Below are 26,744 nucleotides of genomic sequence, written 5' to 3' on the forward strand. Positions count from 1 at the left end.
GTTTTCAACAATGGTCGGGAATGATAGCAGAACCGACCTTTGCTGAACACCAATCACCCATATACTCCTGATAAACTCCATCAATCAGCCTGGCGACGCAGGAAAGCCGGAATATCCAGGTAATCGAGGTCATCCTGGGTATTGAGCTTGGCTGCAGTGGCCGCACCGCCATGGCTCTGGCGCTGTACGGTCGGACGCTCGTAGTCCTTGTAGTTGACCGACTGCTCGCTGCGCGGCTGCGCGGCAGGCTGCTGGGCAACCGGCTGGCTGACGGCGACCTGAACGGTGTTGTCGACCACCTTCACCGGCTTCTCCATGCGCGCGCCAAGGCCGGTAGCGACCACGGTGACGTGCAGTTCGTCGCGCATGTCGGCATCGATCACGGTGCCGACCTTGACGGTGGCGTGCTCGGAAGCGAACTGTTCGATGATGTTGCCGACGTCGGAGTACTCACCCAGCGACAGGTCAGGACCGGCAGTGATGTTCACCAGGATGCCGCGCGCGCCCTGCAGGTTGACGTCTTCCAGCAGCGGGTTGCGGATCGCCGCCTCGGTCGCTTCACGCGCACGGTTCGGACCGCTGGCGCAGCCGGTGCCCATCATGGCCATGCCCATTTCGCTCATCACGGTCTTCACGTCGGCGAAGTCGACGTTGATCATGCCCGGACGCTTGATGATGTCGGAGATACCGCGCACCGCACCTGCCAGCACGTCGTCAGCCTTGGCGAAGGCGGACAGCAGGCTGGCGTCCTTACCGAGGATGGTCAGCAGTTTTTCGTTGGGGATGGTGATCAGCGAGTCGACGCTCTCGGACAGCGCGCGGATGCCTTCATCGGCGATGACCATGCGCTTCTTGCCCTCGAACGGGAACGGACGGGTCACCACGGCCACGGTGAGAATGCCCAGTTCCTTGGCCACCTCGGCGATCACCGGCGCAGCGCCGGTACCAGTACCACCACCCATGCCGGTAGTGATGAACACCATGTCTGTGCCAGCAAGCACTTCGGCGATGCGCTCGCGATCTTCCAGCGCGGCCTGACGACCGACCTCCGGATTGGCGCCAGCACCCAGGCCCTTGGTCACGCCCGGGCCGAGCTGCAGCACGGTGCGCGCGCCGATGTTCTTCAGCGCTTGCGCGTCGGTGTTGGCGCAGATGAACTCGACGCCCTCAATGTTGCTGACCGCCATGTGATTGACTGCGTTGCCGCCGCCACCACCGACACCGATTACTTTGATAACCGCGCTTTGCGGAATGTTATCTACTAGTTCGAACATGATCCCTCTCCTTCCTTTCTAGTTGTAACGCCTACTGCAAATTTAGAAATTGCCTTGCACCCAACGCTTGATACGTTCGAGTACCGGGGTTTTGCTTTCGTCCTGGTAAGGACTGCCCACCGACATGGAAATGCCGTCGTTCTGCTTCTGCAGCCCGTACAACAGCAAGCCCACACCGGTGGAATAAATCGGGTTGCGCACTACGTCGCCCATGCCCTTGACGCTGTGCGGTACGCCCAGTCGAACCGGCATGTGGAAAATTTCCTCGGCCAGCTCGACCGCGCCTTCCATCTTCGCCGTGCCGCCGGTCATGACGATGCCGGCCGGGATCAGGTCCTCGTAGCCGCTGCGACGCAGCTCGGCCTGAACCAGGGTGAACAGCTCGTCGTAACGCGGCTCGACCACTTCGGCCAGGGATTGGCGCGACAGGTCGCGCGGCGGACGGTCACCAACGCTAGGCACCTTGATGGTTTCGCCAGCACCGGCCAGTTTGGCCAGGGCGCAGGCGTAGCGAATCTTGATTTCCTCGGCGTACTGGGTCGGCGTACGCAGGGCCATGGCGATGTCGTTGGTGACCTGGTCACCCGCAATCGGGATCACCGCGGTGTGGCGAATGGCGCCTTCGGTGAAGATCGCGATATCAGTGGTGCCGCCGCCGATGTCCACCAGGCAAACGCCCAGTTCCTTCTCGTCCTCGGTCAGCACCGAGTAAGCCGAAGCCAGTTGCTCGAGGATGATGTCGTCGACTTCCAGACCGCAGCGGCGCACGCACTTCTCGATGTTCTGCGCCGCGTTCACGGCGCAGGTCACCACGTGCACCTTGGCCTCCAGACGCACGCCGGACATGCCCAGCGGCTCGCGCACGCCCTCCTGGTTGTCGATCACGTAGTCCTGCGCCAGGGTGTGCAGCACGCGCTGGTCAGCCGGGATAGCGACAGCCTGCGCGGCATCGAGCACACGCTCGATGTCGGCCGGGCTCACTTCGCGATCACGAATGGCAACGATACCGTGGCTGTTCAGGCTGCGGATGTGATTGCCGGCCACACCGACGAACGCCGAGTGAATGCGGCAGCCAGCCATCAGTTGCGCTTCTTCCACAGCACGCTGAATCGAGGCCACGGTGGATTCGATATTGACCACCACGCCCTTCTTCAGCCCGCGCGACGGATGAGTGCCGATACCGACGATTTCCAGCTGGCCGTCGGCCGTCACCTCGCCCACCAGCGCCACCACCTTGGAGGTGCCGATGTCCAGGCCAACGATCATCTTGCCGCTCTGCGCGCTATTCATTTAGTCCTGCCTCTCCTCAATTCACTTTCTGCTCGGCCGTAGCCGGCTCCACCGGCTCACGCCAGGCCACGGCCAGGCCGTTGGCATAACGCAGGTCGATGCGCGCGATGTTCGCGCTTTGTTCTTTCAACTCCCGCTCATAGATGGCGGCGAAACGACGCATTTTTTCCACCACATGATCACGTCCCAGCAGGATGTCGATGCGCTGACCGCTGGCATTCTCGGTGGCCGAGAGGAACCAGCTGCCGCGCTCGCGCAACTGCAGCCCGACCACGGTGAAGCCCATCGGCCGCAGCAGCTGACTGAGCATCTGATACTGCTGCATCACCTTTGGCTGCGCCCGCTTCGGGCCGGACAGCTGCGGCAGATGCTGATAGTTGTCCAGTTCCTGTGGCGCGAACGCCTGCCCCTGGTTGTTGAGCAGCGCCTCGTCACCCCAACGGGCGATGGGCAGCTGTTCTTCCAGGCGCACGTCGATCTGATCCGGCCAGACGCGACGCACTTCGGCGTGGGCGATCCAGGGCATGCGCTCGAGCTCCTCGCGCATACCGCGCAGGTCAGCGCTGAAGAAGCTCGCCTCGATGTACGGCGCGATCCGCCGCTGCACCGCCTGCTGACTGACATAAGCCAGATCACCCTGCACGCTGATGCGCGCGATCGGGCGGTCTGCGTAAGGCAGCAGGCGCAGCGCCCCCTCGTATGCGCCAAAACCCAGACCGACCAGCACCAGCGGCCAGAGCAGCCGTCCCACCCAGGAGAAATCCGCCTTGGGCATGCGCAGACGCATCGGCTCCTTGGCCACCAGACGGCTGGCGCCACGCGGCGCGGGCTTGCCGCGTGGCGGAGCCCTCAGCGAGTCCTGATGGCGCAGGGCGATGCTCATCGCTTAACCCCTCGCCTCGACGCTGTCAGCCAGGATCGCCAGCACCAGTTGCTGGAAATCCAGACCGGCAGCACGCGCGGCCATCGGTACCAGGCTGTGATCGGTCATGCCCGGTACGGTGTTCACTTCCAACAGCCAGAACTGGCCACTGGCATCCTGCATCACGTCGGCACGCGCCCAACCCTGAGTACCCACGGCCTCGCAGGCACGCGCAGTCAGCTCCTTGAGCTCGACTTCCTTCTCGGCGGACAGGCCGCAGGGAATGCGATACTGGGTGTCATCGGCCAGGTACTTGGCGTCGTAGTCGTAGAAGGTGTGCGGCGTGCCGAGCCCGATGGGCGGCAGCACCTCGCCACGCAGCACGGCGATGGTGTATTCGGGGCCGGCGATCCACTGCTCGACCAGCACCTGGCTGTCGTAGCGCGCGGCGTCCTGCCAGGCAGCAATCAGCGCCTCGACGCTTTCGACCTTGGCCATGCCGATGCTGGAACCTTCATGCGCCGGTTTGACGATCAGCGGGAAGCCCAGCTCAGTGGCAGCAGCCTCGCAGTCAGCACGCGAGGTCAGCACGGCATGGCGCGGCGTCGGCAGGCCGAGGCTGTGCCAAACCTGTTTGGTGCGCAGCTTGTCCATTGCCAGCGCAGAGGCCAGGATGCCGCTGCCGGTGTAGGGAATGCCGGCGCACTCGAGCAGGCCCTGCATGGAGCCATCTTCGCCACCACGGCCGTGCAGCACGATAAAGGCGCGGTCGATCTTCTCGCTGTTCAGGCGCTGCAGAAAATCATCACCCACGTCGATGCCGAAGGCGTCCACACCACCGGCCTGCAGGGCGCTGAGCACGGCGTTGCCGGATTTCAGCGACACCTCGCGCTCGGCGCTCTTGCCGCCAAACAACACGGCGACGCGACCGAAGGCCTTGGGATCGAGGGTACTGTGCAAACTCATTTCGACTCCCCTACGAACAGCGGGTGTTTGATCAGTTGCGGTGCCACTGCGCCGATATCGCCCGCGCCCTGGCACAGCAGGATGTCGCCGGCACGCAGCAGCGGTTTGAGCAGCGGAGCCAGGTCGGCACCGCGTTCGACATAGATCGGATCGAGTTGGCCACGCTGACGGATGCTGTGGCACAGCTGGCGGCTGTCAGCGCCCGGGATCGGCTCTTCGCCAGCCGGATAGACTTCCACCAGCAGCAGCACATTGGCCTCACCGAGCACCTGCACGAAGTCGTCGTACAGATCACGGGTGCGGCTGTAACGGTGCGGCTGATAGACCATCACCAGGCGACGCTCCGGCCAGCCGCCACGCACGGCCTTGATCACGGCGGCCACTTCACGCGGGTGATGGCCGTAGTCGTCGACCAGCATCACGCCGCCACCGTCCACCGGCAGTTCGCCGTAGACCTGGAAGCGCCGGCCGACACCCTGGAAGCCCGACAGCCCGGCGACGATGGCGGCATCGTCGATGCCTTCGTCGGAAGCGATGGCGATGGTCGCCAGGGCATTGAGGACGTTGTGGTTGCCCGGCATGTTCACCGACACGTCGAGCGGCTCGCAGTCCGGGCGCAGTACGGTGAAGTAGGTGCGCATGCCTTCCTGGCGCACGTTGATCGCGCGCACGTCGGCATCTTCGGCAAAGCCGTAGGTCACGGTCGGACGACCAACCTGCGGCAGCAGCTCGCGCACCACCGGGTCATCCACGCAGAGCACGGCCAGGCCATAGAACGGCAGGTTGTGCAGGAACTCGATGAAGGTCTTCTTCAGCCTGTTGAAGTCGCCGCCGTAGGTGCTCATGTGATCGGCGTCGATATTGGTGACCACCGAGACCATGGGCTGCAGATGCAGGAAGCTGGCATCGCTCTCATCGGCTTCGGCGATCAGGAAGCGGCTGGAGCCAAGCTGGGCATTGGTGCCGGCCGCATTCAGCCGCCCACCGATGACGAAGGTCGGGTCAAGACCACCGGCGGCGAACACCGACGCCAGCAGACTGGTGGTGGTGGTCTTGCCATGGGTGCCGGCCACGGCGATGCCATGACGGTAGCGCATCAGCTCGGCGAGCATCTCGGCACGCGGCACCACCGGAATACGCCGTTCCAGCGCGGTGGCGACTTCCGGGTTGCTGGTGTTGACGGCGCTGGATACCACCAGCACGTCGGCTTGCTCGGCGTTCTCGGCAGCATGACCGATGAAGATCTGTGCGCCGAAACTCTTCAGGCGCTCAGTGACGGCCGAGGCCTTGAGGTCGGAGCCGGACACTTCGTAACCCAGGTTCAGCAGCACCTCGGCGATACCGCACATGCCCACACCGCCGATACCGACGAAATGGATGCGGCGGATACGGCGCATGCGCCGAACTTCGGCCTTGACCGCAGCGGGAGACTTAGCCACGCATCACCTCCTGGCAGATGTCGACCACCGTGCGGGTGGCATTGGGCTTGGCCAGGCGACGCGCGGTGGCGCCCATGACATTGAGTTTTTCCAGGTGCATCAGAACCTCGGTGAGCTGCGCGGCAAGCGTGTCCGCGTCAGTGGCATGTTGCGCAAGAAGGACAGCGGCGCCCTCCTTCGCCAGATATTCGGCATTGCGGCTCTGGTGGTCGTCGATGGCATGCGGCAGGGGCACGAGAAACGACGGCAGACCAGCTGCGGCCAGTTCGCTGACGGTCAGCGCACCGGCGCGGCAAACCACCAGATCGGCCCAGCCATAAGCACGCGCCATGTCCTTGATGAAAGGCGCGACCTCGGCTTCGACCGCGGCATCGCGATAACGCTCCGCAGTGATTTCGGCATGTTGCTTACCGGCCTGGTGGAACACCTGCGGACGTACGTCGGCAGAGATTTTCCCCAGCGCGGCAGGCAGTAACTTGTTCAGCGGCTCGGCACCCAGGCTGCCGCCCAGCACCAGCAGTTTCGGCTTGCGACCGGCCAGCGGCTCGCGCGGCGTTTCCAGGAACAGCTCCTCACGCACCGGGTTGCCAGTGGTGCGGCGCTTGTCGGAAACCGCGAAGGTGTTCGGGAACGCCTCGCAGATGCGCGTGGCGATGCGCGACAGCAGACGATTGGCAGTACCGGCCACGGCGTTCTGTTCATGAATCACCAGCGGCACACCGGCCATGCGCGCGGCCAGACCGCCGGGACCGGTGACATAACCGCCCATACCGAGCACGCACACTGGCTGCAGTTCACGCACGATGCGACGTGCCTGAAGCAACGAACGCAGCAGCTGGAACGGCGCCTTGAGCAAGGACAGCTTGCCCTTGCCACGCAGGCCGCTGACGTTGATCAGGTGCAGCGGCAGGTCTGCCTGCGGGACCAGTTCGTTCTCGATGCCACGCGGCGTGCCAAGCCAATGCACGGCGTAACCGCGCGCCTGGAACTCGCGCGCGCAGGCCAGCGCCGGGAATACGTGACCACCGGTGCCGCCGGCCATGATCAGCACATTACCGCGCATGGCTGAGCTCCTCGGCAAAATCCGCTTCGGTGAAGTCCACGTCCTCGTTACCCAGAATGTTGCGCCGCTCCCACTCGATACGCAGCAGCAGCGCCAGACTCACGCAGCAGATCACCAGCGACGAGCCGCCGTAGCTGAGGAACGGCAGGGTCAGGCCCTTGGTCGGCAACAGACCGGTGTTCACGCCGATATTGATCAGGAACTGACCGATCCACAGAAACGCCAGACCGTAGGCGACATAGGCGGAGAAGAATTGCTTGGCCTTCTCGGCCCACAGACCGACGTAGAGCGCACGCACGCTGACGAAGACGAACAGCCCCAGGGTGGCCAGCGCGCCAACCAGGCCGAGCTCCTCGGCCAGCACCGAGAAGACGAAGTCGGTGTGGGCTTCCGGCAGGTAGAACTGCTTCTGAATACTGTTGCCCAGACCAACACCGAACCACTCGCCGCGGCCGAAGGCGATCAGTGCCTGGGTCAGCTGGTAGCCTGCGCCGTACTGGTCGGCCCAGGGATCGGTGAAGGTGATCAGGCGCTGCAGACGGTATTCCTGGGTCTGCACCAGGACGAACACCGCGCCGACCGCCAGGGCCACCATCAGGCCGAAGCGCAGCAGGCCGACGCCACCGAGGAACAGCATGGCCATGGCCGAGCCCATCATCACCACGGTGGCACCGAAGTCAGGCTCCAGCAGCAACAGGCCGGCCATTGGCAGCAGCACGACGAAAGGTTTGAAGAAACCGGCCCAGCTCTCGCGCACCTCTTCCTGGCGGCGCACCAGGTAGCCGGCCAGGTAGACCACCACGAACACCTTGGCGATTTCCGACGGCTGCACGTTGAATGCACCGAAGCCGATCCAGCGCCGCGCGCCGTTGACCTCACGGCCGATTCCCGGCACCAGCACCAGCACCAGCAGGGCGAATGCCGCCAGCAGCATGATCCAGCCGTAACGCTGCCAGATGCTCATCGGTACCATCAGCACCACGCCAGCGGCGCCGAGGCCGATCACCAGGTAAATCAGATGGCGAATCATGTGATAGAGCGGGCTACCGGTCTGGGCTGCAGCCACTTCCGAAGACGCCGAAGCGATCATCACCAGGCCGAGGCCGAGCAGGCCCAGGCAACCGGCCAGCAGCGGGAAGTCCAGATCGAGGCCGCGGCCCAGCAGCGGCGAGGGACGAATCTGCAGGAAGGACAACATCATTCGAGCCCCTCCACAGCCAGGGCGAACAGCCGCCCGCGCTCTTCGAAGTTCTTGAACATGTCCAGGCTGGCGCAGGCCGGCGACAGCAGCACGGCGTCGCCGGCCTCGGCCAGCTCGCTGCACCGCTGCACCGCTTCCTCCAGACTCGCTACCCGCACCTGCGGTATGGCGTCGCCCAGGGTGTCGGCCAGGCGCTGAGCATCACGCCCCAGGAGCACCACCGCACGGCAGAAACGTGCGACCGGATTCTTCAGCGCGGTGAAATCTGCGCCCTTGCCATCGCCACCAGCGATCAACACCAGCTTGCCGGCGATATCCGCGCCCAAGCCTTCGATGGCTGCCAATGCCGCTCCGACGTTGGTGGCCTTGGAGTCATCGTAATAATTCACCCCGGCGCGCTCACCGACCCACTGGCAGCGATGCGGCAAACCGGTGAACTGACGCAGGGTGGCGAGCATGGCCTCCATCGGCAGGCCAACGGCATGACCGAGCGCCAGCGCCGCCAGGGCGTTGGACTGGTTGTGCGCACCACGGATCTTCAGTTCGCTCACCGGCAGCAGCGCGTCGAAACGAAACGCCAGGCACTTCTCGCCGTTGTCCTCAAGCAAACCGAAGCGCTTGAAGTCCGGTTTGCCCAGGCCGAATTCCCAGCAGGTGACTTGGTCGGCGATCAGCGGGCGTGACAGCGCGTCGTCGCGGTTGATCACCACCTGACGGGCGCCACGAAAGATCCGGTGCTTGGCCAGGTGATAGGCCGGCAGGCCGCTATAGCGGTCCATGTGGTCTTCGCTGATGTTCAGGCAGGTGGCCACTTCGGCGTTGAGCTGATCGGTGGTTTCCAGTTGGAAGCTGGACAACTCCAGCACGTACAGCTCGATATCGTCGGCCAGCAGATCCAATGCCGGCGTACCCAGGTTGCCACCCACGGCGACACGCTTACCGGCAGCGGCCGCCATCTCGCCGACCAGGGTGGTGACGGTGCTCTTGGCGTTGGAGCCGGTGATGGCGACGATCGGTGCCTTGGCGTGGCGGGCGAACAGGTCGATATCGCCGGACAGCTTGACCCCACGCGCAGCGGCTTCGGCCAGCGCTGGAGTCGCCACGGCCAGGCCGGGGCTTACGTACAGTTCCGAGGCGCGGCAGAGGAAATCCACGTCCAACTCGCCGCAACGCACTTCCACCTGCGGGTAGTCACGCTTGAGCGTCTCCAGCTCCGGCGGGTTCGCGCGCGTATCGGCCACGGCAAAGCGCACGCCCTGCTGCGCCAGGAAGCGCACCAGGGACATGCCGCTCTTGCCGAGGCCGACAACGATGCGGAACTGGTCGGAAGCGATCAATGACACGCTCTATTACCTCAGTTTCAGGGTGGCCAGGCCGATCAGCACGAGAATCACGGTGATGATCCAGAAACGGACGATCACGCGTGGCTCAGGCCAGCCCTTGAGTTCGAAATGGTGGTGAATCGGTGCCATGCGGAATACGCGCTTGCCGGTCAGCTTGAAGCTGGCGACCTGGATGATCACCGACAGGGTTTCCATGACGAACACCCCGCCCATGATGAACAGCACGACTTCCTGGCGAACGATCACGGCGATGGTGCCCAACGCGGCGCCGAGCGCCAGCGCGCCGACGTCACCCATGAACACCTGAGCCGGGTAGGTGTTGAACCACAGAAAGCCCAGGCCGGCACCAACCAGCGCGGCGCAGAACACGATCAGCTCACCGGCGCCCGGCACATAAGGAATCAGCAGGTACTCGGCGAAGTTCACGTTGCCCGACAGGTAGCAGAAGATCGCCAGCGCACCGGCCACCATCACGGTGGGCAGGATGGCCAGGCCGTCGAGGCCGTCGGTGAGGTTCACCGCATTACTGGTACCGACGATGACGAAGTAGGTCAGCACCACGAAGCCTGCGCCCAGGGGAATGGCGACATCCTTGAGCAGCGGAAGGATCAGGGTGGTCTCCACCGGGCTCTGCGCAGTCATATAAAGGAAGACGGCGGCGGCGAGGCCAAACACCGACTGCCAGAAATACTTCCAGCGGCTCGGCAAGCCACGCGAGTTCTTCTCGATCACCTTGCGGTAGTCATCGACCCAACCGATGGCGCCGAACGCCAAGGTCACGGCCAGCACCACCCAGACGTAACGATTGGACAGGTCGGCCCAGAGCAACGTGCTCACGGTGATGGCACTGAGGATCAGCGCACCGCCCATGGTCGGCGTGCCTTTCTTCGACAGATGCGACTGCGGGCCATCGTGGCGCACCGCCTGACCGATCTGACGTATCTGCAGGGTACGGATCATCCACGGGCCGAGCCACAGCGACAGCGCCAGGGCGGTGAGCACGCCGAGGATGCCGCGCAGGGTCAGGTACTGAAAGACCGCGAAGCCCTTGTGGAACTGTTGCAGGTACTCCGCCAGCAGCAGCAGCATTTAGTGAATCTCCCCAGATACGCCACACAGCGCCGCCACGACCTTGTCCATGGCAGCGCTGCGTGAACCCTTGATTAGTAGTGTGCTGCCGGCCTGTTCGGCACGCAGTGCTTCGATAAGCTCAGCCTGATCGACGAAGTGACGGCCTTTTGAGCCGAACTCCTCGACCGCATGCCGCATCAGCGGGCCAACGGCATACAGTGCATCGACCTTGCCGGACGCATGGCGGCCGACATCGCGATGGCCCTGTTCGGCCCATTCGCCCAGCTCGCCCATGTCTCCCAGCACCAGAACGGTGCGACCGGAGAAGCCGGCGAGTATATCCACCGCCGCACACATGGACACCGGGTTGGCGTTGTAACTGTCATCGATGACTCGCACGCCGTTCGGCGCCAGCTGCGCTACGGCGCGGCCCTTGACCGGTTGCAGGCTTTCCAGTCCTTCGACCATGGCGACCAACGGCATGCCCAGGGCATGAGCGGCAGCACAGGCCGCCAGCGCATTGGCCACGTTGTGCTCGCCCAGCAGGTTGAGCTGAATGCGCGCGCTGCCGACCGGGCTACGCAGGGTGAAACCCTGACAGCCACGCTCGTCGCGGGCCAGATCGCTGCCGTGGAAGTCAGCGCGGGTGTCGCGCAAGGCAAAGCTCAGCACCTTGCGCCCGGCAGCGCGGCGCTGCCAGGTGATGAAAGCCTTGTCATCCAGGTTGAGCACGGCCACGCCATCGTTCGGCAGGCCTTCGAGGATCTCGCCCTTGGCCTCGACGATCTTTTCCGGACCGCCGAACTCGCCCACATGGGCATTGCCGGCATTGGTGATGATCGCTACCTGCGGTCGGGTCAGGCTGACGGTATAGGCGATCTCACCAACATGGTTGGCGCCCAGCTCGATCATCCCGGCGCGATGCTCCGGGGCCAGCTCCAGCAGGGTCAGTGGCGCACCGAGGTCGTTATTGAGATTGCCACGCGTGGCCAGTACCGCGCCGCCGAGGCCGGCACGCAGAATGGACGCGAGCATTTCCTTGACGCTGGTCTTGCCGCTGGAACCGGTCACCGCAGCCAGCGGGCCAGTGAAGGCCTGGCGATTCAGCGCGCCCAGCTGACCGAGCGCCATGCGAGTATCGGCCACCAGCAATTGTGGCAACGGTGCATTCGCCACCTCACGCTCGACCAGCGCGGCGACCGCGCCCTTGGCGGCAACCTCGGCCAGATAGTCATGGCCGTCGAAGCGCGGCCCGCTCAGCGCTACGAACAGTTGGCCCGCAGCGATGGTGCGGCTATCAGTGCCCACGGCCGAGAAAGCGACATCGGCGCCAATCACGCGCGCGTTCAAGTCAGCGGCGACTTCGCTGAGCAGCCAGGGCTTAAGCATGCGCGGCCTCCCAGGCCGCCAGGGCCTTGTTCGCTTCGATAAGGTCGGAGAACGGCTGACGCACGCCCATGATTTCCTGGTAATCCTCGTGACCCTTGCCCGCCAGCACCACTACATCGGCGGCTTCGGCCTGGGCGATCAGTCGGGCGATGGCATCGCCACGACCGTGAATGAACTGCACCTGCTCCGGCACCGCAAAACCTGCGCGGATATCGGCAACGATCTGCGCCGGCGCTTCCGTACGCGGGTTGTCATCGGTCACCCACACCGTATCGGCCAGGCGCTCGGCAACTGCTGCCATCAGCGGACGCTTGCCACGGTCACGATCGCCGCCGCAACCGAACAGGCACACCAGACGCCCTTCGACATGCGGACGCATGGCTTCGAGAACCTTCTCCAGTGCATCGGGGGTGTGCGCGTAGTCGACCACCACCAGCGGCTTGTCGCCGCCACCGAGGCGTTGCATGCGACCTGCAGGCCCCTGCAGTTGCGGCAGGACCTTGAGAATCTCGTCGAGGGCGTAGTCCAGGCCCAACAGCGCACCGACCACCGCCAGCAGGTTACTGAGATTGAAGCGGCCGAGCAGATTGCTGCGCAGCACACCTTCGCCACGCGGAGTCACCAGACGAGCACGCACACCGTGATCATCGAAGTGCGCTTCGCTGCAATAAAGGAAGGCGCTGGCATCGTTCAGGCTGTAACCGATCAGACGCGACTCGTGCGCCTGCACAGCCAGTTCACGACCAAAGGCGTCATCCAGGTTGATCACCCGGCAACGCAGATTCGGCCAGGAGAACAGCTTGGCCTTGGCAGCACCATAGGCTTGCATGCTGCCGTGGTAATCGAGGTGATCACGCGACAGGTTGGTGAACACCGCCACGTCGAACTCCAGCGCGGAAACACGCCCCTGGTCCAGACCATGGGAAGATACCTCCATGGCCACAGCACGAGCACCGGCCTGCTTGAGCGAAGCCAGGGTGGCCTGCACGCCGACCGGATCGGGCGTGGTGTGCTTGCCCTGCTCCAGCGCGCCATGGAAGCCGGTACCCAGGGTACCGACGATGCCACAGCGCTGACCAAGCAGATCCAGTGCCTGGGCCAGCAACTGGCTGACGCTGGTCTTGCCGTTGGTACCCGTAACACCGATCAGGTGCAACGCGCGGCTCGGCTCACCGTAGAAGCGCCCGGCAATGGCCGAAAGCTGGCCAGCCAGCCCCTTGACCGGCACCAGCACAGCACTATCGGCATGCATGGGTGCAGCACCTTCGGCCTCGAAGGCCACTGCTGCAGCGCCGCGCGCGATGGCATCGGCGATATGTACGCGGCCATCCTGCTGGGTACCCGGCACCGCCAGGAACAGATCCCCCGGACGCACCTTGCGACTGTCCAGGGTCAGTTCACGAATCAGCACATTGCTCCCGGCAGCTGGCAACAATTGATTGAGCGACATGGGCATCAGTTGCGCCCTCCCTGGCCAACGGCGGCCATTTTCTGCTCGGGCGGAGGCAGATTGTCTGGCGCGATGTTCATCAAACGCAGCGAACCTGCCATCACCCGACTGAACACCGGTGCAGAGATCAGGCCGCCGTAATAAGCGCCCTTGCCAGGTTCGTCGATCACCACGACCAGCGCGATACGCGGGTCCTGTGCCGGGGCGAAGCCAGCGAACAGGGAACGGTAGGAATTGGTCTGGTAGCCCTTGGCGCCAGAGTTGGTCTTGCGCGCGGTGCCACTCTTGCCCGCGACGTGGTAACCCGGCACCTGGGCGCGGAACACGCCACGCGGTGCTTCGATGACCTGCTGCAGCATGCCTTGCACGGTCTTGGCCACGTCAGTCGGAACCACCTGCATCGCACTGGGTTTCTCATCCACGCGGATCATCGACAGCGGCGTCATCCCACCGCCATTGGCCAGCGCTGCATACGCATGGGCCAGTTGCACAGCCGTGACTGACAGACCATAGCCGTAGGACAACGTGGCCGTTTCGGCCTCGCGCCACTTGCGATGATTGGGCAGGTTACCCACCCGCTCGCCGGGGAAACCCAGTCCGGTATCACGACCGAAACCCAGGTTGCTGAACACCTGATGCAACTGTTCACCGCCAACATCGAAGGCAATCTTGCTCATGCCGACGTTGCTGGAGTTGATCAGAATGCCGGTCAGGTCCAGCGCCGGCCCCTGAGTGCGGGACACGTCACGAATGGTGTAACGACCGATCTGCAGCGTGCCGTTACCGACCTGAACGATGTCACTGGGCTTCCAGCGCCCCGTTTCCAGCGCGGCAGCCATCGACAGCGGCTTGATGGTCGAGCCGGGCTCGAATACGTCGATCATGGCACGGTTGCGCATGGCGGCCGGGGTCAGGTTGCGGCGATTGTTCGGGTTGTAGGTGGGATGGTTGACCATCGCCAGCACTTCACCGGTCTTCACGTCGACCATCACCAGACTGCCGGCCTTGGCATCGTTTTCCAGCAGCGCATTGCGCAGCTCGCGATGAGCCAGGTACTGCAGGCGCAGGTCAATGGACAACGCCAAGGCCTTGCCAGCCTTGGCGTTCTGCGCGACCTGCACATCCTTGATCAACTTGCCACGCCGATCCTTGAGCACCTGACGCTTGCCCGGCACACCAGCCAGCCAGTCTTCGTAAGCCAGCTCCATGCCTTCACGCCCACGGTCGTCGATGTCGGTGAAGCCGACGACATGGGCAGCCACCTCACCCGCGGGGTAGAAACGGCGGAACTCTTCGATGGCATAAACGCCCGGCACTTTCAAATCCAGCACACGCTGACCGTTCTCCGGGGTCAGGCCACGCACCAGATACATGAACTCGCGTTCCTTGTTCTGCTCAAGACGCGCGGCGAAGCTGACAGCATCCTGCCCGAGTGCGGCAGCCAGCGCCGGCCACTGTTCACGACCGGCCTGCAATTCCTTGCCATTGGCCCACAGCGTGGTGACAGGGGTACTGACGGCCAGTGGCTCGCCATTACGGTCGGTGATCAAACCACGGTGCGCAGGAATCGGGATGTGTCGCACGCTGCGGGCATCACCATGCGCCTTGAGGAAGTCATGGTCGAGCACCTGCAGGTCGAGCATGCGCCACGCGATGGCGCAGACCATCAGCGCCAGCAGCACCAGCACCAGGCGGAAGCGCCAGGGATAGAGTGCGCCTTCAAGCCCGATCATGGACGCACCATGCGCACGGCGGCAGGGTCAGGAATGTGCATGTTCAGCTGTTCGCTGGCCAGCGCCTCGATGCGATTGTGCGCGGTCCAGGTACTTTGCTCGAGAATCAGCCGTCCCCACTCGGCCTGCGACTTGTCGCGCACGCTCAGCTCGCCATACAGCTCATTGAGCAGCAGACGATTCCAGTGCGCGCTGTAAGACACCGCCACAGCGGAAACCAGGACGGCGATGAACAGCAGCAGCATCAGGAAGCTGCCGCTGGGCATGGACTTGATCAGCCGGCGGCTCACCGCAACTTCTCCGCGATGCGCATCACCGCGCTGCGCGAGCGCGGATTGGCTTTGAGTTCGGCCTCAGCGGCGTATACCGGCTTGCCGATCAGCTTCAGACGCGGCTCGAAGGCCTTGGGAATGATCGGCAGGTCACGCGGCAGCTTGTCCGCTTCGCCCTTGGCCTGACGCTTCATGAACTGTTTGACGATGCGGTCTTCCAGCGAGTGGAAGCTGATCACCACCAGACGGCCACCCACCTCGAGCGTTTCCAGCGCCGCTTCGAGGCCACGTTCGAGATCACCGAGCTCATTGTTGACGTGAATGCGAATGCCCTGGAAGGCACGAGTCGCCGGATTCTTGCCCTTTTCCCAGGCCGGATTGGCCACGGTCAGCACCTGCGCCAGATCGGCAGTACGGGTGAACGGCTGCTCGGCGCGGCGCTGCACCACGGCGCGCGCCATACGCTTGGCGAAACGCTCTTCGCCATAATCCTTGAGCACACGGGCGATTTCGTCTTCGGCCGCCGTGGCGATCCAGTCTGCCGCGCTGACGCCGATGTCCGGGTTCATGCGCATGTCCAGCGGGCCGTCGTTGAGAAAGCTGAAGCCACGCTCGGGATCGTCCAGCTGCGGCGAAGACACGCCGAGATCGAGCAGGATGCCGGAGACCTGACCGCAAATGCCGCGGACAACAGCTTCATCGCCAAGTTCCGCAAAACTGCGCTGCACAACGACAAAGCGGCCGTCTTCGGCCGCCAATGCTTCCCCGGTGGCTATCGCCAGGGGATCCTTGTCGAACCCCAAGAGCCGCCCATCTGGCCCGAGCTTCTGCAGAATCAGCCGGCTGTGCCCGCCACGCCCGAAGGTGCCGTCCATATAACGACCATCACCGCGCACAGCCAGCCCCTCGACGGCCTCGTCGAGTAGCACGGTGATATGGCGGAAATTGCTATCGGTCATGGTCACAGGATCAGGTCACGCAGGTCATCGGAAAGGGCGCCCGGCTGCTTGATGGCAGCGAGGTCGGCTTCGGCTACGGCATTCCAGGAATCTTCATCCCAGAGTTGAAACTTGTTCAGCTGACCGACGAGCATCGCTCGCTTGTCCAGCTTGGCGTATTCGCGCAAGCGCGGAGGGACCAGGAAACGGCCACTGGCGTCCAGCTCGAGGTCGACGGCATTACCGATCAACAGACGCTGCAGGCGACGGTTCTCTTCACGAAAGGAGGCCAGCTCACGCAGCTTGTTCTCGATCAGCTCCCACTCGGCCAGTGGATAAACGCAAAGACAGGGATCGACGGCGTCGATGGTCACGATGAGCTGGCCACTGCAACGCGCAACGAGCTCGTCACGATACCGACTCGGCATCGCGAGGCGCCCTTTGGCGTCGAGACTGATGGCGTTAGCTCCGCGAAACACGGCTGCGCTTCCCCTGTAATTAGCTTTCCATGCCCAAAAAAACCCACTTCATGCCACTTCTTACCACTTGCGCACACTATAGGAACGCGCACGCCCCACCGTCAAGGCGCGCCAGAAGGGAAAAATCCTTACAGGACGGAGATTTAGCGAACAAAAGCGAGGGGAAAAGGGATGCCGGAACCGGCTTTTGACAGATAAAACTCAACCATTCCAGCCAGCTGAAATTCGAACTTAAAGTAATTTGTTAAGAGTAAGATTTTTTTGGTATCAGACGAGCGGGGAATAGAAGCGTGAAACGAGAGAGAAAGGAGGAGAGTCGATCTGTAAGCCGGGTTCTGTCGAGGACAGCCATTCCTCTACGACGTACATCACTGCACGCCTTTAGCAACCTACCCGGTTCCAGCGCGGGCCACGCCAATGGAACCCTATTTGGTCTTGCTCCGAGTGGGGTTTACCTAGCCACGGACTGTTGCCAGCCGCGCGGTGCGCTCTTACCGCACCTTTTCACCCTTACCGGCGCCGAAACGCTTAGGCGGTTATTTTCTGTGGCACTTTCCGTAGGCTCACGCCTCCCAGGCGTTACCTGGCACTCCGCCCTATGGAGCCCGGACTTTCCTCCCCCTTCTTGCGAAGGCAGCGACTGCCCGATCGACTCTCCGCCGGCAAGGGTACCGGGCGTGATGGCAAGCTGCAAGCTGGACGGACAGCGCGAGACCTAGTTCTTGCGCTCCAAAGCAACCTGATAAAGCAGATTCTTGCGCACCCCGGTGATCTCCGCCGCCAGCGCTGCCGCGCGCTTGAGCGGCATTTCCGCCATCAGCAGATCAAGTACGCGCAGGGCTTCGGCGCTGACTGCCTCCTCGCCATCTGGTGCCTGCCAACCCGCCACCAGCACCACGCACTCGCCGCGCTGTTGATTGCTGTCTGCGGCCACCCATGCGCACAAGTCATCCAGCGGCAAGCCCTTGAGAGTCTCGAAGGTCTTGGTCAGCTCACGCGCCAGTACTGCCGGGCGATCACCACCAAAGACTTCGCGCATGTCCTCCAGGCACTCGAGGATACGGTGCGGCGCCTCATAGAAGATCAGCGTGCGCGGCTCCTCCCGCACCTGCTCCAGGCGCGCACGGCGCCCCACCGCCTTGGCCGGCAGAAAACCTTCGAAGATGAAACGATCCGAGGGCAGCCCGGCCGCCGACAGCGCGGCGATCAAGGCGCAGGCGCCGGGCACCGGCACCACCGCGACCCCAGCAGCGCGCGCCTGGCGCACCAGGTGGTACCCCGGATCGGAAATCAGCGGCGTCCCCGCATCGGAAATCAACGCGACATCCTCGCCAGCCTGAAGGCGCGCCAGAAAACGCCCACCCTGATCGCGCTCGTTGTGTTCGTGACAGGCAGCCAATGGCGTCTCGATACCAAAATGCTGCAGCAGGCGCACCGAATGCCGCGTGTCTTCAGCGGCGATCAGCGTCACTTCGCGCAAGATCCGCAACGCCCGCGCGCTGATGTCATCCAGGTTGCCAATGGGCGTGGCGACCACATACAGGCTGCCTGGCTGGACGCTTGAGACTGCGGGCTGACTCACTGGAAACACCTCGTTAATTGAAAGAGCGCTCATTCTAGCCGGTTCCGCCCCAGCGGCATCGCACGGATGTCGCCCCTTGGGTACAATCGCCGCTCGTTTTGCTCAAGTATCAGGATGACCCGATGATCGCTAGCCTGCGCCCTCTTTCTGCTCTTTTCCTGGCCGGCCTGCTCGCCGCCTGCGCCAGCTCGCCCTCCAATAACCTGGGCCAGTTGCCTCGCACGCCACAAGCCAGCATCGAGCAGATGCTTCAGCAAGCTGCCGAGAGCAAACCCGAGCAGGCCGCCCTGCTGCGCCTGTCCGCTGCCGACCAGAGCTACCAGCAAAACGACGTGGCCCGCGCCACCCGCATTCTCGAGCAGATCAACATAGCCAGCCTGCAGCCTGCCCAGCAGATCTTCGCCAGCACCCTGAAGGCCGAGCTGGCAATGGCCCGCAAGCAACCCAAGAGCGCCCTTGCAGCCTTGCAGCACCCCAGCTTCGAGCGCTTGGGTGAGCTGCCGGTCGAGCAACAGATTCGCACCCAACTGGTCCGCGCGCGCGCTCTGGAAGCCGACGGCCAGACCCTGGCCGCCGCCCGCGAGCGGGTGTTCATCGCGCCGCTACTGAGTGGCCAGGCCGCCAACGACAACCACGAAAACATCTGGGAGCTGGTATCGAGCCTGCCACCACAAACCTCTGCCGGCGCAGATAGCGACCTGGCAGGTTGGCTGGAATTGGTTCGCGCGACCAAAAGCGGCGCCACGCTCGAACAGCAGCAAGCAGCCATCGACCAGTGGGTCGCACAGAACCCGCAGCACCCGGCGGCCGAACAACTGCCCGAGGCATTGAGCAAACTGCGCGAACTGGCCAGCCAGCCCCTGACCCGCATCGCGCTGCTGCTGCCACAGGAAGGCCAACTGGCCAATGTTGCCCGCGCCCTGCGTGACGGCTTCCTCGCCGCGCATTACGAAGCCCAGCAAGCCGGACAGAACCCACCGCAAATCAAGCTCTACGACAGCTCCCGCATTGGCTCGCTGGACGCTTTCTACCAACAGGCGCAAGCCGATGGCGTGCAACTGGTGGTCGGTCCACTGGAAAAACCGCTGGTCAAGCAGCTCAGCGATCGCGAACAACTGCCCATCACCACCCTCGCCCTGAACTACAGCGACGCAGGCCAGGAAGGCCCGGCGCAACTATTCCAGTTCGGCCTGGCCGCCGAGGACGAAGCACGCGAAGTAGCGCGCCGCGCCTGGAATGATGGCATGCGCCGCGCCGTAGCACTGGTGCCGCGTGGCGACTGGGGCGACCGCGTACTGGACGCCTTCCGCCAGAGCTGGCAAGCCCAGGGCGGCACCCTGATCGCCGCCGAGCACGTCGACCAGCCCGTGGAGCTGGCTCGTCAGATCGCCGACCTGTTCCAATTGCGCGAAAGCGAAGCCCGCGCACGCCGCCTGCAGAACACCCTGGGCACCAGCCTGGATGCACAACCGGCGCGCCGCCAGGACATCGACTTCATCTTCCTCGCCGCCACGCCACAACAGGCGCAGCAGATCAAGCCGACCCTGGCCTTCCAGTACGCCGGCGACGTGCCGGTCTACGCCACCTCGCACCTGTTCACCGGCGCCCATAGCCAGGCCCAGTACCAGGACCTGGAAGGCATTCGCTTCTGCGAAACACCCTGGCTGCTCGATACTCACGCACCGCTGCGTCAGGAAGTCAGCAATCAGTGGCCGCAAGCCGGTGGCAGCCTCGGCCGCCTGTATGCCATGGGTGTCGACGCCTACCGCCTGGCGCCGCGCCTGGGCCAGCTCCAGGCCCTGCCGGACTCGCGCATCGACGGCCTGTCAGGCAGCCTCAGCCTCAACGCCACGCAGCGCATCGAGCGCCAGCTGCCCTGGGCCGAGTTCCGTGGCGGCCAGATCCAGCGCCTTCCCGACAGCATCAATTGAGCGCACACAACGATCTGGGGCGAGCCGCCGAACAGGCGGCTCGCCAGCATCTGGAACGCAGCGGCCTGAAACTGATCGAACAGAACTGGAGCTGTCGCCGTGGCGAGCTCGATCTGGTCATGCTCGACGGCGATACAGTAGTATTCGTCGAGGTCCGCGCCCGCCGCCACAGTGCCTGGGGCGGCGCCCTGGAGAGCATCGATGCGCGCAAGCGTGGCAAGTTGGTCATCGCCGCGGAGCTCTTCCTTCAGCAACACTCACGCTGGGCCCGCTACCCCTGCCGCTTCGATGTGGTCGCCATCAGTACCGACGGTGCCACTCGCCTCGACTGGATCAAAAACGCCTTCGATGCCTGACGGCCGTAAATTCAAGGTTTAACCGATGGACATGCAATCCCGAATCCGCCAGCTCTTCCAAGCCAGCATCGATACCAAGCAACAGGCCATGGACGTTCTGACTCCATACATCGAGCACGCCAGCCTGGTCATGGTTCAGGCCCTGCTCAACGAGGGCAAGATTCTTTCTTGCGGCAATGGCGGCTCCGCCGGCGATGCCCAGCATTTCTCCTCCGAGCTGCTCAACCGTTTCGAGCGCGAGCGCCCGAGCCTGCCGGCCATCGCCCTGACCACCGACAGCTCGACCATCACCTCCATCGCCAACGACTACAGCTACAACGAGATCTTCTCCAAGCAGATCCGCGCACTCGGCCAACCGGGCGATGTACTGTTGGCGATTTCCACCAGCGGCAACTCTGCGAATGTCATCCAGGCCATTCAAGCTGCACATGATCGTGAGATGACCGTTGTCGCCCTCACCGGCCGCGACGGCGGCGGCATGGCCTCGCTGCTGCTGCCGGAAGACGTCGAAATCCGCGTTCCAGCCAAAGTCACCGCACGCATCCAGGAAGTCCACCTGCTGACTATCCACTGCCTCTGCGACCTGATCGACAGTCAATTGTTTGGGAGTGAAGAATGAAGCGTTCCGCCCTGATTCTGGCCGCCCTGGCCGTTACCCTGAGCCTGGCAGGCTGTGGCAGCCGCAGCATCGGCAACAAGATCGATGACCAGTTCCTCGGCCCGGAAGTCGCGTCACGCATCAGCAATGCCCATGCCGACCTGGCCAGCCCGACCTCGCGTATCGTGGTTACCAGCTATAACGGCGTAATTCTGCTTGCAGGGCAAACCCCACGCAGCGAGCTCAAGGATCGCGCCGCTCAGACCGCCCGCAGCGTACAGGGCGTGAAGAAGATCTATAACGAGCTGCAGGTACAGCAACCAGCATCCCTGCTGGCACGTAGCAACGACTCGCTGCTGACCACCAAGATCAAGGCGCAGATGCTGACCGACAGCAGCGTACCGAGCGCGCGCATCAAGGTCGTGACCGAGAACGGCATCGTCTATTTGCTCGGCCTGGTCACGCGCGAGGAAGCCAACGCCGCCACTCGCGTGGTGCAGAGTGTATCGGGGGTGCAACGGGTCGTGCGCCTGTTCGAATACACCAACTGATTCGAACGCAGAAACGACAAGGGCGCCCACGGGCGCCCTTTTTATTGCTCACTTGACCACTTTCAGACTTGGCCGGCCGCCAGGACGCGGCGGCTCGCCACCGGAAGGCCCACCATCATCCGGCTCAGGCTCCTCCGGACCACCCGCAACCGACGGCTCCATATCGAAGACCATGCCTTGACCGTTCTCCCGCGCGTAGATCGCCAGGATCGCCGCTGCCGGGATGTACAGGCTGTGCGCCACACCACCGAAGCGCCCTTCGAAGCTCACCGCCTGATTATCCATATGCAGATGACGCACAGCGCTGGGCGAAGCATTCAGCACGATCTGGCCATCACTGGCGAAGCCTGGTGGCACCTGCACGCCCGGATACTCGGCGCTGACCAGTAGATGTGGTGTGCAATCGTTATCGACGATCCATTCATAGAGGGCGCGCACCAGATAGGGACGACTGGAATTCATGGTTTCCTCCTTCTCAGCGCATCGCGCGCTCGGCAGCGGAAAGACTGGCCTGAAAGGCCTCACGAGCAAACTGGCGCTCCATATAGTCAAGCAAGGGCTTGGCCGGACGCGGCAGTTCGATACCCAGGACAGGCAGACGCCAGAGAATGGGCAGCAGACAGCAATCCACCAGGCTCAGCTCGTCACTGAGGAAGAATGCCTTGTCCGCGAACAGCGGCGATACACCGGTCAGACTCTCGCGCAGCTCCTTGCGCGCCAGCTGGCGCTCAGCCTCCTTGCTGCGTTTGTCGAGAATACGGTCGACCAGCACACACCAGTCACGCTGGATGCGGTGCATCAGCAGACGGCTGTTGGCGCGAGCAACCGGATAGACAGGCAGCAAAGGGGGATGCGGGTAGCGCTCATCCAGATACTCCATCACCACGGACGATTCGTACAGCGCCAGGTCACGATCGACCAGCGTCGGCACACTGCCATAGGGATTGACCTCGGCAAGCCTGGGCGGACAACGGCCCTGCTCGACATCGATGATCTCGACGCTGACACCTTTCTCGGCGAGCACCAGACGCACGCGATGGGAATAGTGGTCGGCGGGGTCGGAGTAGCAGGTCAACCTATTGGTCACCGCCATGGCGATCCTCCTCGCTTGTTTTGATTTTGCAGAAACACGAAAAATTGCCCAGGGCAATTCTTGAAGTTGCAAGTGACGACACCGCAAGGCGGTCACTCGGAATGGCATGCCACAAAAACCTGCGCGCCCATAGGGGCGCGCAGGTATATGCAGGGAACTGCGACGCTTTAATGCACGTCCTTCCAGTACTCACGCTTGAGCAGGTAGGCGAACACGAAGAAGAACGCCAAGTACAGCAGCACGTAAGTACCGATGCGCTGGGACTTCAGCTTGACCGGGTTGGCCGAATAAGCCAGGAAGGTCACCAGGTTCTTGATCTTCTCGTCGAACTCGGCCTCGCTCAGCGCGCCGGTCTTCTCCTCGACGGTCAGCTGATCACAGGCCTCGTGCGTGATCGGCGCACCGGTCAGCGGGTCGAATTGCTTCTTGCCGTCGGTGACGACCTGAACCTGCTTGCAGCCGATGACCTGGTTGCCCTGTAGACCCACCAGCACGTTGGGCATACCCACGTTCGGGAACACCTTGTTGTTGGCGCCCAGCGGACGACTCGGATCTGCGTAGAAGGTGCGCAGGTAGGTGTACAGCCAGTCGTTGCCACGCACACGAGCGACCAGGGTCAGATCAGGTGGCGCTGCACCGAACCAGGCCTTGGCGTCGTCCGGCTTCATGCCGATCTTCATGTGGTCACCGATCTTGGCGTCGTTGAACACCAGGTTGTCCAGCATGATTTCGTGCGGAATACCGAGGTCATCGGCAACACGCTCGTAACGCTGATACTGAGCCGAGTGGCAACCCATGCAGTAGTTGGCGAAGGTACGCGCGCCGTCCTGCATGGCAGCCTTGTCGGTCAGGTCGATGTCGACCTTGTCCAGCGGGTAGTTGCTGGCAGCACCCATGGCCAGGGCCGGCAGCGCAGCGAAAACAAATGCAGCAAAGAGCTTTTTCATCAGCCAGTCACCCTTTCCGGAACCGGTTTGGTCTTCTCCATCCTGGTGTAGAACGGCATCAGGATGAAGTACGCGAAGTACAGGAAGGTGCACACCTGCGACAGCAGGGTACGACCCGGGGTCGGCGCCAGCACACCCAGCACACCCAGGATGACGAAGGAGATGCAGAACACCACCAGCCAGATCTTGCTCATCCAGCCTTTGTAGCGCATGGACTTGACCGGGCTACGGTCCAGCCAGGGCAGCACGAACAGAACGGCAATGGCTGCGCCCATGGCGATTACGCCGAGCAGCTTGTCCGGCACCGCACGCAGAATCGCGTAGAACGGCGTGAAGTACCAAACCGGGGCAATGTGCTCAGGGGTCTTGAACGGGTTGGCTGCTTCGAAGTTCGGCTTCTCGAGGAAGTAACCACCCATTTCCGGGAAGAAGAACACCACGAAGCAGAACACGAACAGGAACACTACTACGCCGACGATATCTTTCACGGTGTAGTAAGGGTGGAAGGCGATGCCATCGAGCGGCACACCGTTCTCGTCCTTGAGCTTCTTGATGTCGACGCCGTCAGGGTTGTTCGAACCTACTTCGTGCAGCGCCAGGATGTGCAGCACGACCAGGCCAAGCAGAACGATCGGCAGTGCAATCACGTGCAGGGCGAAGAAGCGGTTCAGGGTGATGCCGGAGATCAGGTAGTCACCACGAATCCACTGGGTCAGGTCGTCACCGATGACCGGAATGGCACCGAACAGCGAGATGATCACCTGGGCGCCCCAGTAGGACATCTGGCCCCACGGCAGCAGGTAGCCCATGAAGGCCTCGGCCATCAGTACCAGGTAGATCAGCATGCCGAAGATCCACACCAGCTCTCGCGGCTTCTGATAGGAGCCGTAGAGCAAACCGCGGAACATGTGCAGGTAGACCACCACGAAGAACGCAGAGGCGCCGGTGGAGTGCAGGTAACGCAGAATCCAGCCGTACTCGACGTCACGCATGATGTATTCGACGGAAGCGAAAGCGCCTTCAGCCGAGGGCTCGAAGCTCATGGTCAGCCAGATACCGGTAACGATCTGGTTGACCAGCACTAGCAGAGCCAGCGAGCCGAAGAAATAGAAGAAGTTGAAGTTCTTCGGGGCGTAGTACTTGGAGAGATGGTCTTCCCACATCTTGGTGGCGGGGAAGCGCGCATCCACCCATTCCATGAATTTGCTCATCACGCGTTCTCCTGGTCCACACCGATGATGATCACATCATCCGTTTCGTAGGTGTGCGGCGGCACTGGCAAGTTCAGCGGTGCAGGCTGCGACTTGTACACGCGACCGGCGAGGTCGTAACGCGAACCGTGGCAAGGGCAGAAATAGCCACCCACCCAGTCCGGCCCCAGGTCAGCCGGGGCTACTTCCGGGCGGAAGGACGGCGCACAACCCAGGTGAGTGCAAAGACCTACCAGAATCAGCAGCTCTGGTTTGATCGAGCGGGTTTTCTTGTCCACGTACTCCGGCTGCACGGAGGCAGCGGACTCGGGATCGGCGACGCTGCCTTCGATCTTGGTCAGATTGGCCAGGATCTCCTCGGTACGGCGCACGATGAACACCGGCTGACCGCGCCACTCAGCAACCATCTGCTGACCTGCCTCGATCTTGCTGACGTTCACCTTCACCGGTGCACCGGCCGCCTTGGCCTTGGCACTGGGGAACCATGACCCCACGAACGGAGTCGCAGCACCTACCGCTCCTGCTGCACCCACCACGGAGGTGGCTGCAACCAGGAAGCGACGCCGGCCTGCATTCACGCCGTCATTGCTCATTCAGTCGTCTCCCATCAGCTTTGTGGCCTGTTGTTCAGGCCTCTACTAAGTAAAAATCGGGCCGCGCAAAAAATTCGCCAAATGGTAAAGAAAAGCCCCTTTTCTGACAAGGTAATTACCCCCGAAGAGGCTGGCGAAAGCCTTGGAAGACGCGGCTTACGCGTATGCGGCACGTTGTCGCAGCAATTTGCCACGCCCATAAAAAACGCCCAGCTCCGTAAGGAAACTGGGCGCTTTGGGAAGCGTAGTCGCGATTAACGCTTCGAGTACTGCGGACGCTTACGCGCTTTACGCAGACCAACTTTCTTACGCTCGACTTCACGGGCGTCACGAGTAACGTAACCAGCTTTGCGCAGCGGGCTGCGCAGGGTTTCATCGTACTCGATCAGAGCGCGGGTGATACCGTGACGGATGGCACCAGCCTGACCACTGACACCACCACCGGCAACGGTGACGAAGATGTCGAACTTCTCGACGGTCTCGGTCAGCTCCAGCGGCTGACGCACGACCATGCGAGCGGTTTCGCGACCGAAGAATGTATCCAGGGCGCGATTGTTGATCGAGATGTTACCAGTACCCGGACGCAGGAAAACGCGCGCGGTTGCGGTCTTGCGACGGCCAGTGCCGTAATTTTGAGTCGCCGACATAATGAACTATTCCGTTAAATCTTCAGTTCTTGGGGCTGCTGAGCAGTGTGCGGGTGGACTGCACCCTTGTACACCTTCAGCTTACGGTACATGTCGCGACCCAGCGGGTTCTTCGGCAGCATGCCTTTGACCGCAGTCTCGATCACGCGCTCAGGAGCACGAGCGATCAGCTTCTCGAAGTTGATCTCTTTGATGCCGCCCGGGAAACCGGAGTGGGAGTAGTACTTCTTGTCGCTGGCTTTGGCACCAGTTACACGCACCTGCTCGGCATTGATCACGACGATGTAGTCGCCAGTATCAACGTGCGGGGTGTACTCAGGCTTGTGCTTGCCACGCAGACGGCTCGCGATTTCGGTGGCCAGACGACCCAGGGTCTTGCCAGCAGCATCAACGACGAACCAGTCGCGTTTTACTGTTTCCGGTTTAGCAGTAAAAGTTTTCATTCTTTATAGCCTCAGGGGCCGC

The 26,744-nt window shown here is 62.8% G+C and carries 27 protein-coding genes and 1 other RNA gene; 4 read left to right on the forward strand and 24 right to left on the reverse strand.

What is annotated here, in order from left to right; translation table 11 throughout:
* Positions 1-80: 80 nt before the first annotated feature.
* The 17 genes from ftsZ to rsmI all read right to left on the reverse strand — a co-directional run bounded on the left by ftsZ (position 81) and on the right by rsmI (position 18,385).
* Positions 81-1,274 (reverse strand): cell division protein FtsZ, encoded by a 1,194-nt coding sequence (gene ftsZ, locus H3221_RS00990; RefSeq protein WP_196473701.1) that lies wholly within the window; start codon positions 1,272-1,274, stop codon positions 81-83.
* Between the two features lie 42 nt (positions 1,275-1,316).
* Positions 1,317-2,564 carry a cell division protein FtsA gene (ftsA, locus tag H3221_RS00995; RefSeq protein WP_160019515.1) on the reverse strand — a complete coding sequence of 416 codons (1,248 nt, stop codon included), beginning with the start codon at positions 2,562-2,564 and terminating at the stop codon, positions 1,317-1,319.
* A 16-nt stretch (positions 2,565-2,580) separates the two neighbouring features.
* Positions 2,581-3,447, reverse strand: coding sequence for a cell division protein FtsQ/DivIB (locus H3221_RS01000; protein ID WP_196473702.1), 867 nt, complete (start codon positions 3,445-3,447; stop codon positions 2,581-2,583).
* A gap of 3 nt (positions 3,448-3,450) precedes the next feature.
* Complete coding sequence (locus H3221_RS01005) at positions 3,451-4,392, reverse strand: D-alanine--D-alanine ligase (RefSeq protein WP_196473703.1); 942 nt, start codon at positions 4,390-4,392, stop codon at positions 3,451-3,453.
* Positions 4,389-5,789, reverse strand: a complete 1,401-nt coding sequence (murC, locus tag H3221_RS01010; RefSeq protein WP_224490475.1) for a UDP-N-acetylmuramate--L-alanine ligase — start codon at positions 5,787-5,789, stop codon at positions 4,389-4,391. Before murC ends, H3221_RS01005 begins: the two co-directional genes overlap by 4 nt.
* 34 nt (positions 5,790-5,823) lie before the next feature.
* Entirely contained in the window at positions 5,824-6,894 is a 1,071-nt protein-coding gene (gene murG / locus H3221_RS01015) for an undecaprenyldiphospho-muramoylpentapeptide beta-N-acetylglucosaminyltransferase (RefSeq protein ID WP_196473705.1), read from the reverse strand.
* Complete coding sequence (gene ftsW / locus H3221_RS01020) at positions 6,884-8,092, reverse strand: putative lipid II flippase FtsW (protein ID WP_196473920.1); 1,209 nt, start codon at positions 8,090-8,092, stop codon at positions 6,884-6,886. Before ftsW ends, murG begins: the two co-directional genes overlap by 11 nt.
* Positions 8,092-9,438 (reverse strand): UDP-N-acetylmuramoyl-L-alanine--D-glutamate ligase, encoded by a 1,347-nt coding sequence (gene murD, locus H3221_RS01025; protein ID WP_196473706.1) that lies wholly within the window; start codon positions 9,436-9,438, stop codon positions 8,092-8,094. Before murD ends, ftsW begins: the two co-directional genes overlap by 1 nt.
* 6 nt (positions 9,439-9,444) lie before the next feature.
* On the reverse strand, positions 9,445-10,527 hold the full coding sequence (gene mraY, locus H3221_RS01030) for a phospho-N-acetylmuramoyl-pentapeptide-transferase (RefSeq protein WP_196473707.1): 1,083 nt from the start codon (positions 10,525-10,527) through the stop codon (positions 9,445-9,447).
* Positions 10,528-11,898 carry a UDP-N-acetylmuramoyl-tripeptide--D-alanyl-D-alanine ligase gene (locus H3221_RS01035; protein ID WP_196473708.1) on the reverse strand — a complete coding sequence of 457 codons (1,371 nt, stop codon included), beginning with the start codon at positions 11,896-11,898 and terminating at the stop codon, positions 10,528-10,530.
* Positions 11,891-13,354 carry a UDP-N-acetylmuramoyl-L-alanyl-D-glutamate--2,6-diaminopimelate ligase gene (locus H3221_RS01040; RefSeq protein ID WP_196473709.1) on the reverse strand — a complete coding sequence of 488 codons (1,464 nt, stop codon included), beginning with the start codon at positions 13,352-13,354 and terminating at the stop codon, positions 11,891-11,893. Before H3221_RS01040 ends, H3221_RS01035 begins: the two co-directional genes overlap by 8 nt.
* Positions 13,354-15,081 carry a peptidoglycan D,D-transpeptidase FtsI family protein gene (locus tag H3221_RS01045; RefSeq protein ID WP_196473710.1) on the reverse strand — a complete coding sequence of 576 codons (1,728 nt, stop codon included), beginning with the start codon at positions 15,079-15,081 and terminating at the stop codon, positions 13,354-13,356. Before H3221_RS01045 ends, H3221_RS01040 begins: the two co-directional genes overlap by 1 nt.
* Positions 15,078-15,371 carry a cell division protein FtsL gene (gene ftsL, locus H3221_RS01050; protein ID WP_160019505.1) on the reverse strand — a complete coding sequence of 98 codons (294 nt, stop codon included), beginning with the start codon at positions 15,369-15,371 and terminating at the stop codon, positions 15,078-15,080. The genes H3221_RS01045 and ftsL overlap by 4 nt, the downstream gene beginning before the upstream one ends.
* Entirely contained in the window at positions 15,368-16,312 is a 945-nt protein-coding gene (rsmH, locus tag H3221_RS01055) for a 16S rRNA (cytosine(1402)-N(4))-methyltransferase RsmH (RefSeq protein ID WP_196473711.1), read from the reverse strand. Before rsmH ends, ftsL begins: the two co-directional genes overlap by 4 nt.
* Before the next feature lie 2 nt (positions 16,313-16,314).
* Positions 16,315-16,770 (reverse strand): division/cell wall cluster transcriptional repressor MraZ, encoded by a 456-nt coding sequence (gene mraZ, locus H3221_RS01060; protein ID WP_003459315.1) that lies wholly within the window; start codon positions 16,768-16,770, stop codon positions 16,315-16,317.
* A 308-nt stretch (positions 16,771-17,078) separates the two neighbouring features.
* Positions 17,079-17,426: RNase P RNA component class A (gene rnpB / locus H3221_RS01065), an RNA gene on the reverse strand.
* Between the two features lie 59 nt (positions 17,427-17,485).
* Positions 17,486-18,385 carry a 16S rRNA (cytidine(1402)-2'-O)-methyltransferase gene (rsmI, locus tag H3221_RS01070; protein WP_196473712.1) on the reverse strand — a complete coding sequence of 300 codons (900 nt, stop codon included), beginning with the start codon at positions 18,383-18,385 and terminating at the stop codon, positions 17,486-17,488.
* A gap of 89 nt (positions 18,386-18,474) precedes the next feature.
* Here rsmI and H3221_RS01075 point away from each other — a divergent pair, with 89 nt between their 5' ends.
* Genes H3221_RS01075 through H3221_RS01090 form a run of 4 tightly spaced genes read left to right on the forward strand, consistent with a single transcriptional unit; the run spans position 18,475 to position 21,788 of the window.
* Positions 18,475-20,283: a penicillin-binding protein activator gene (locus H3221_RS01075; RefSeq protein WP_196473713.1), complete on the forward strand. Its 1,809-nt coding sequence runs from the start codon at positions 18,475-18,477 to the stop codon at positions 20,281-20,283.
* Positions 20,280-20,639, forward strand: a complete 360-nt coding sequence (locus H3221_RS01080) for a YraN family protein (protein WP_196473714.1) — start codon at positions 20,280-20,282, stop codon at positions 20,637-20,639. The genes H3221_RS01075 and H3221_RS01080 overlap by 4 nt, the downstream gene beginning before the upstream one ends.
* 25 nt (positions 20,640-20,664) lie before the next feature.
* Positions 20,665-21,258: a phosphoheptose isomerase gene (locus H3221_RS01085; protein ID WP_160019500.1), complete on the forward strand. Its 594-nt coding sequence runs from the start codon at positions 20,665-20,667 to the stop codon at positions 21,256-21,258.
* Positions 21,255-21,788, forward strand: coding sequence for a BON domain-containing protein (locus tag H3221_RS01090; protein WP_196473715.1), 534 nt, complete (start codon positions 21,255-21,257; stop codon positions 21,786-21,788). Before H3221_RS01085 ends, H3221_RS01090 begins: the two co-directional genes overlap by 4 nt.
* Positions 21,789-21,836: 48 nt before the next feature.
* On the opposite strand, the gene H3221_RS01095 is transcribed toward H3221_RS01090, so the two are convergent.
* From H3221_RS01095 to rplM, 7 genes are all read right to left on the reverse strand, one after another.
* A complete protein-coding gene (locus tag H3221_RS01095) occupies positions 21,837-22,250 on the reverse strand; it encodes a ClpXP protease specificity-enhancing factor (protein ID WP_196473716.1) in 414 nt (137 codons plus the stop codon).
* A gap of 13 nt (positions 22,251-22,263) precedes the next feature.
* Positions 22,264-22,881 carry a glutathione S-transferase N-terminal domain-containing protein gene (locus H3221_RS01100; RefSeq protein ID WP_192979975.1) on the reverse strand — a complete coding sequence of 206 codons (618 nt, stop codon included), beginning with the start codon at positions 22,879-22,881 and terminating at the stop codon, positions 22,264-22,266.
* Positions 22,882-23,048: 167 nt separating this feature from the next.
* Positions 23,049-23,828, reverse strand: a complete 780-nt coding sequence (locus H3221_RS01105) for a cytochrome c1 (RefSeq protein WP_196473717.1) — start codon at positions 23,826-23,828, stop codon at positions 23,049-23,051.
* Positions 23,828-25,039 (reverse strand): cytochrome b, encoded by a 1,212-nt coding sequence (locus H3221_RS01110; protein WP_196473718.1) that lies wholly within the window; start codon positions 25,037-25,039, stop codon positions 23,828-23,830. Before H3221_RS01110 ends, H3221_RS01105 begins: the two co-directional genes overlap by 1 nt.
* Positions 25,039-25,632: a ubiquinol-cytochrome c reductase iron-sulfur subunit gene (petA, locus tag H3221_RS01115; protein ID WP_196473719.1), complete on the reverse strand. Its 594-nt coding sequence runs from the start codon at positions 25,630-25,632 to the stop codon at positions 25,039-25,041. The genes H3221_RS01110 and petA overlap by 1 nt, the downstream gene beginning before the upstream one ends.
* A gap of 254 nt (positions 25,633-25,886) precedes the next feature.
* Positions 25,887-26,279 carry a 30S ribosomal protein S9 gene (gene rpsI / locus H3221_RS01120; RefSeq protein ID WP_106738907.1) on the reverse strand — a complete coding sequence of 131 codons (393 nt, stop codon included), beginning with the start codon at positions 26,277-26,279 and terminating at the stop codon, positions 25,887-25,889.
* Positions 26,280-26,293: 14 nt separating this feature from the next.
* Positions 26,294-26,722: a 50S ribosomal protein L13 gene (gene rplM / locus H3221_RS01125; RefSeq protein ID WP_017678951.1), complete on the reverse strand. Its 429-nt coding sequence runs from the start codon at positions 26,720-26,722 to the stop codon at positions 26,294-26,296.
* Positions 26,723-26,744 lie beyond the last annotated feature (22 nt).

It is taken from the genome of Pseudomonas chaetocerotis (assembly GCF_015712105.2).
Classification (GTDB): domain Bacteria; phylum Pseudomonadota; class Gammaproteobacteria; order Pseudomonadales; family Pseudomonadaceae; genus Aquipseudomonas; species Aquipseudomonas chaetocerotis.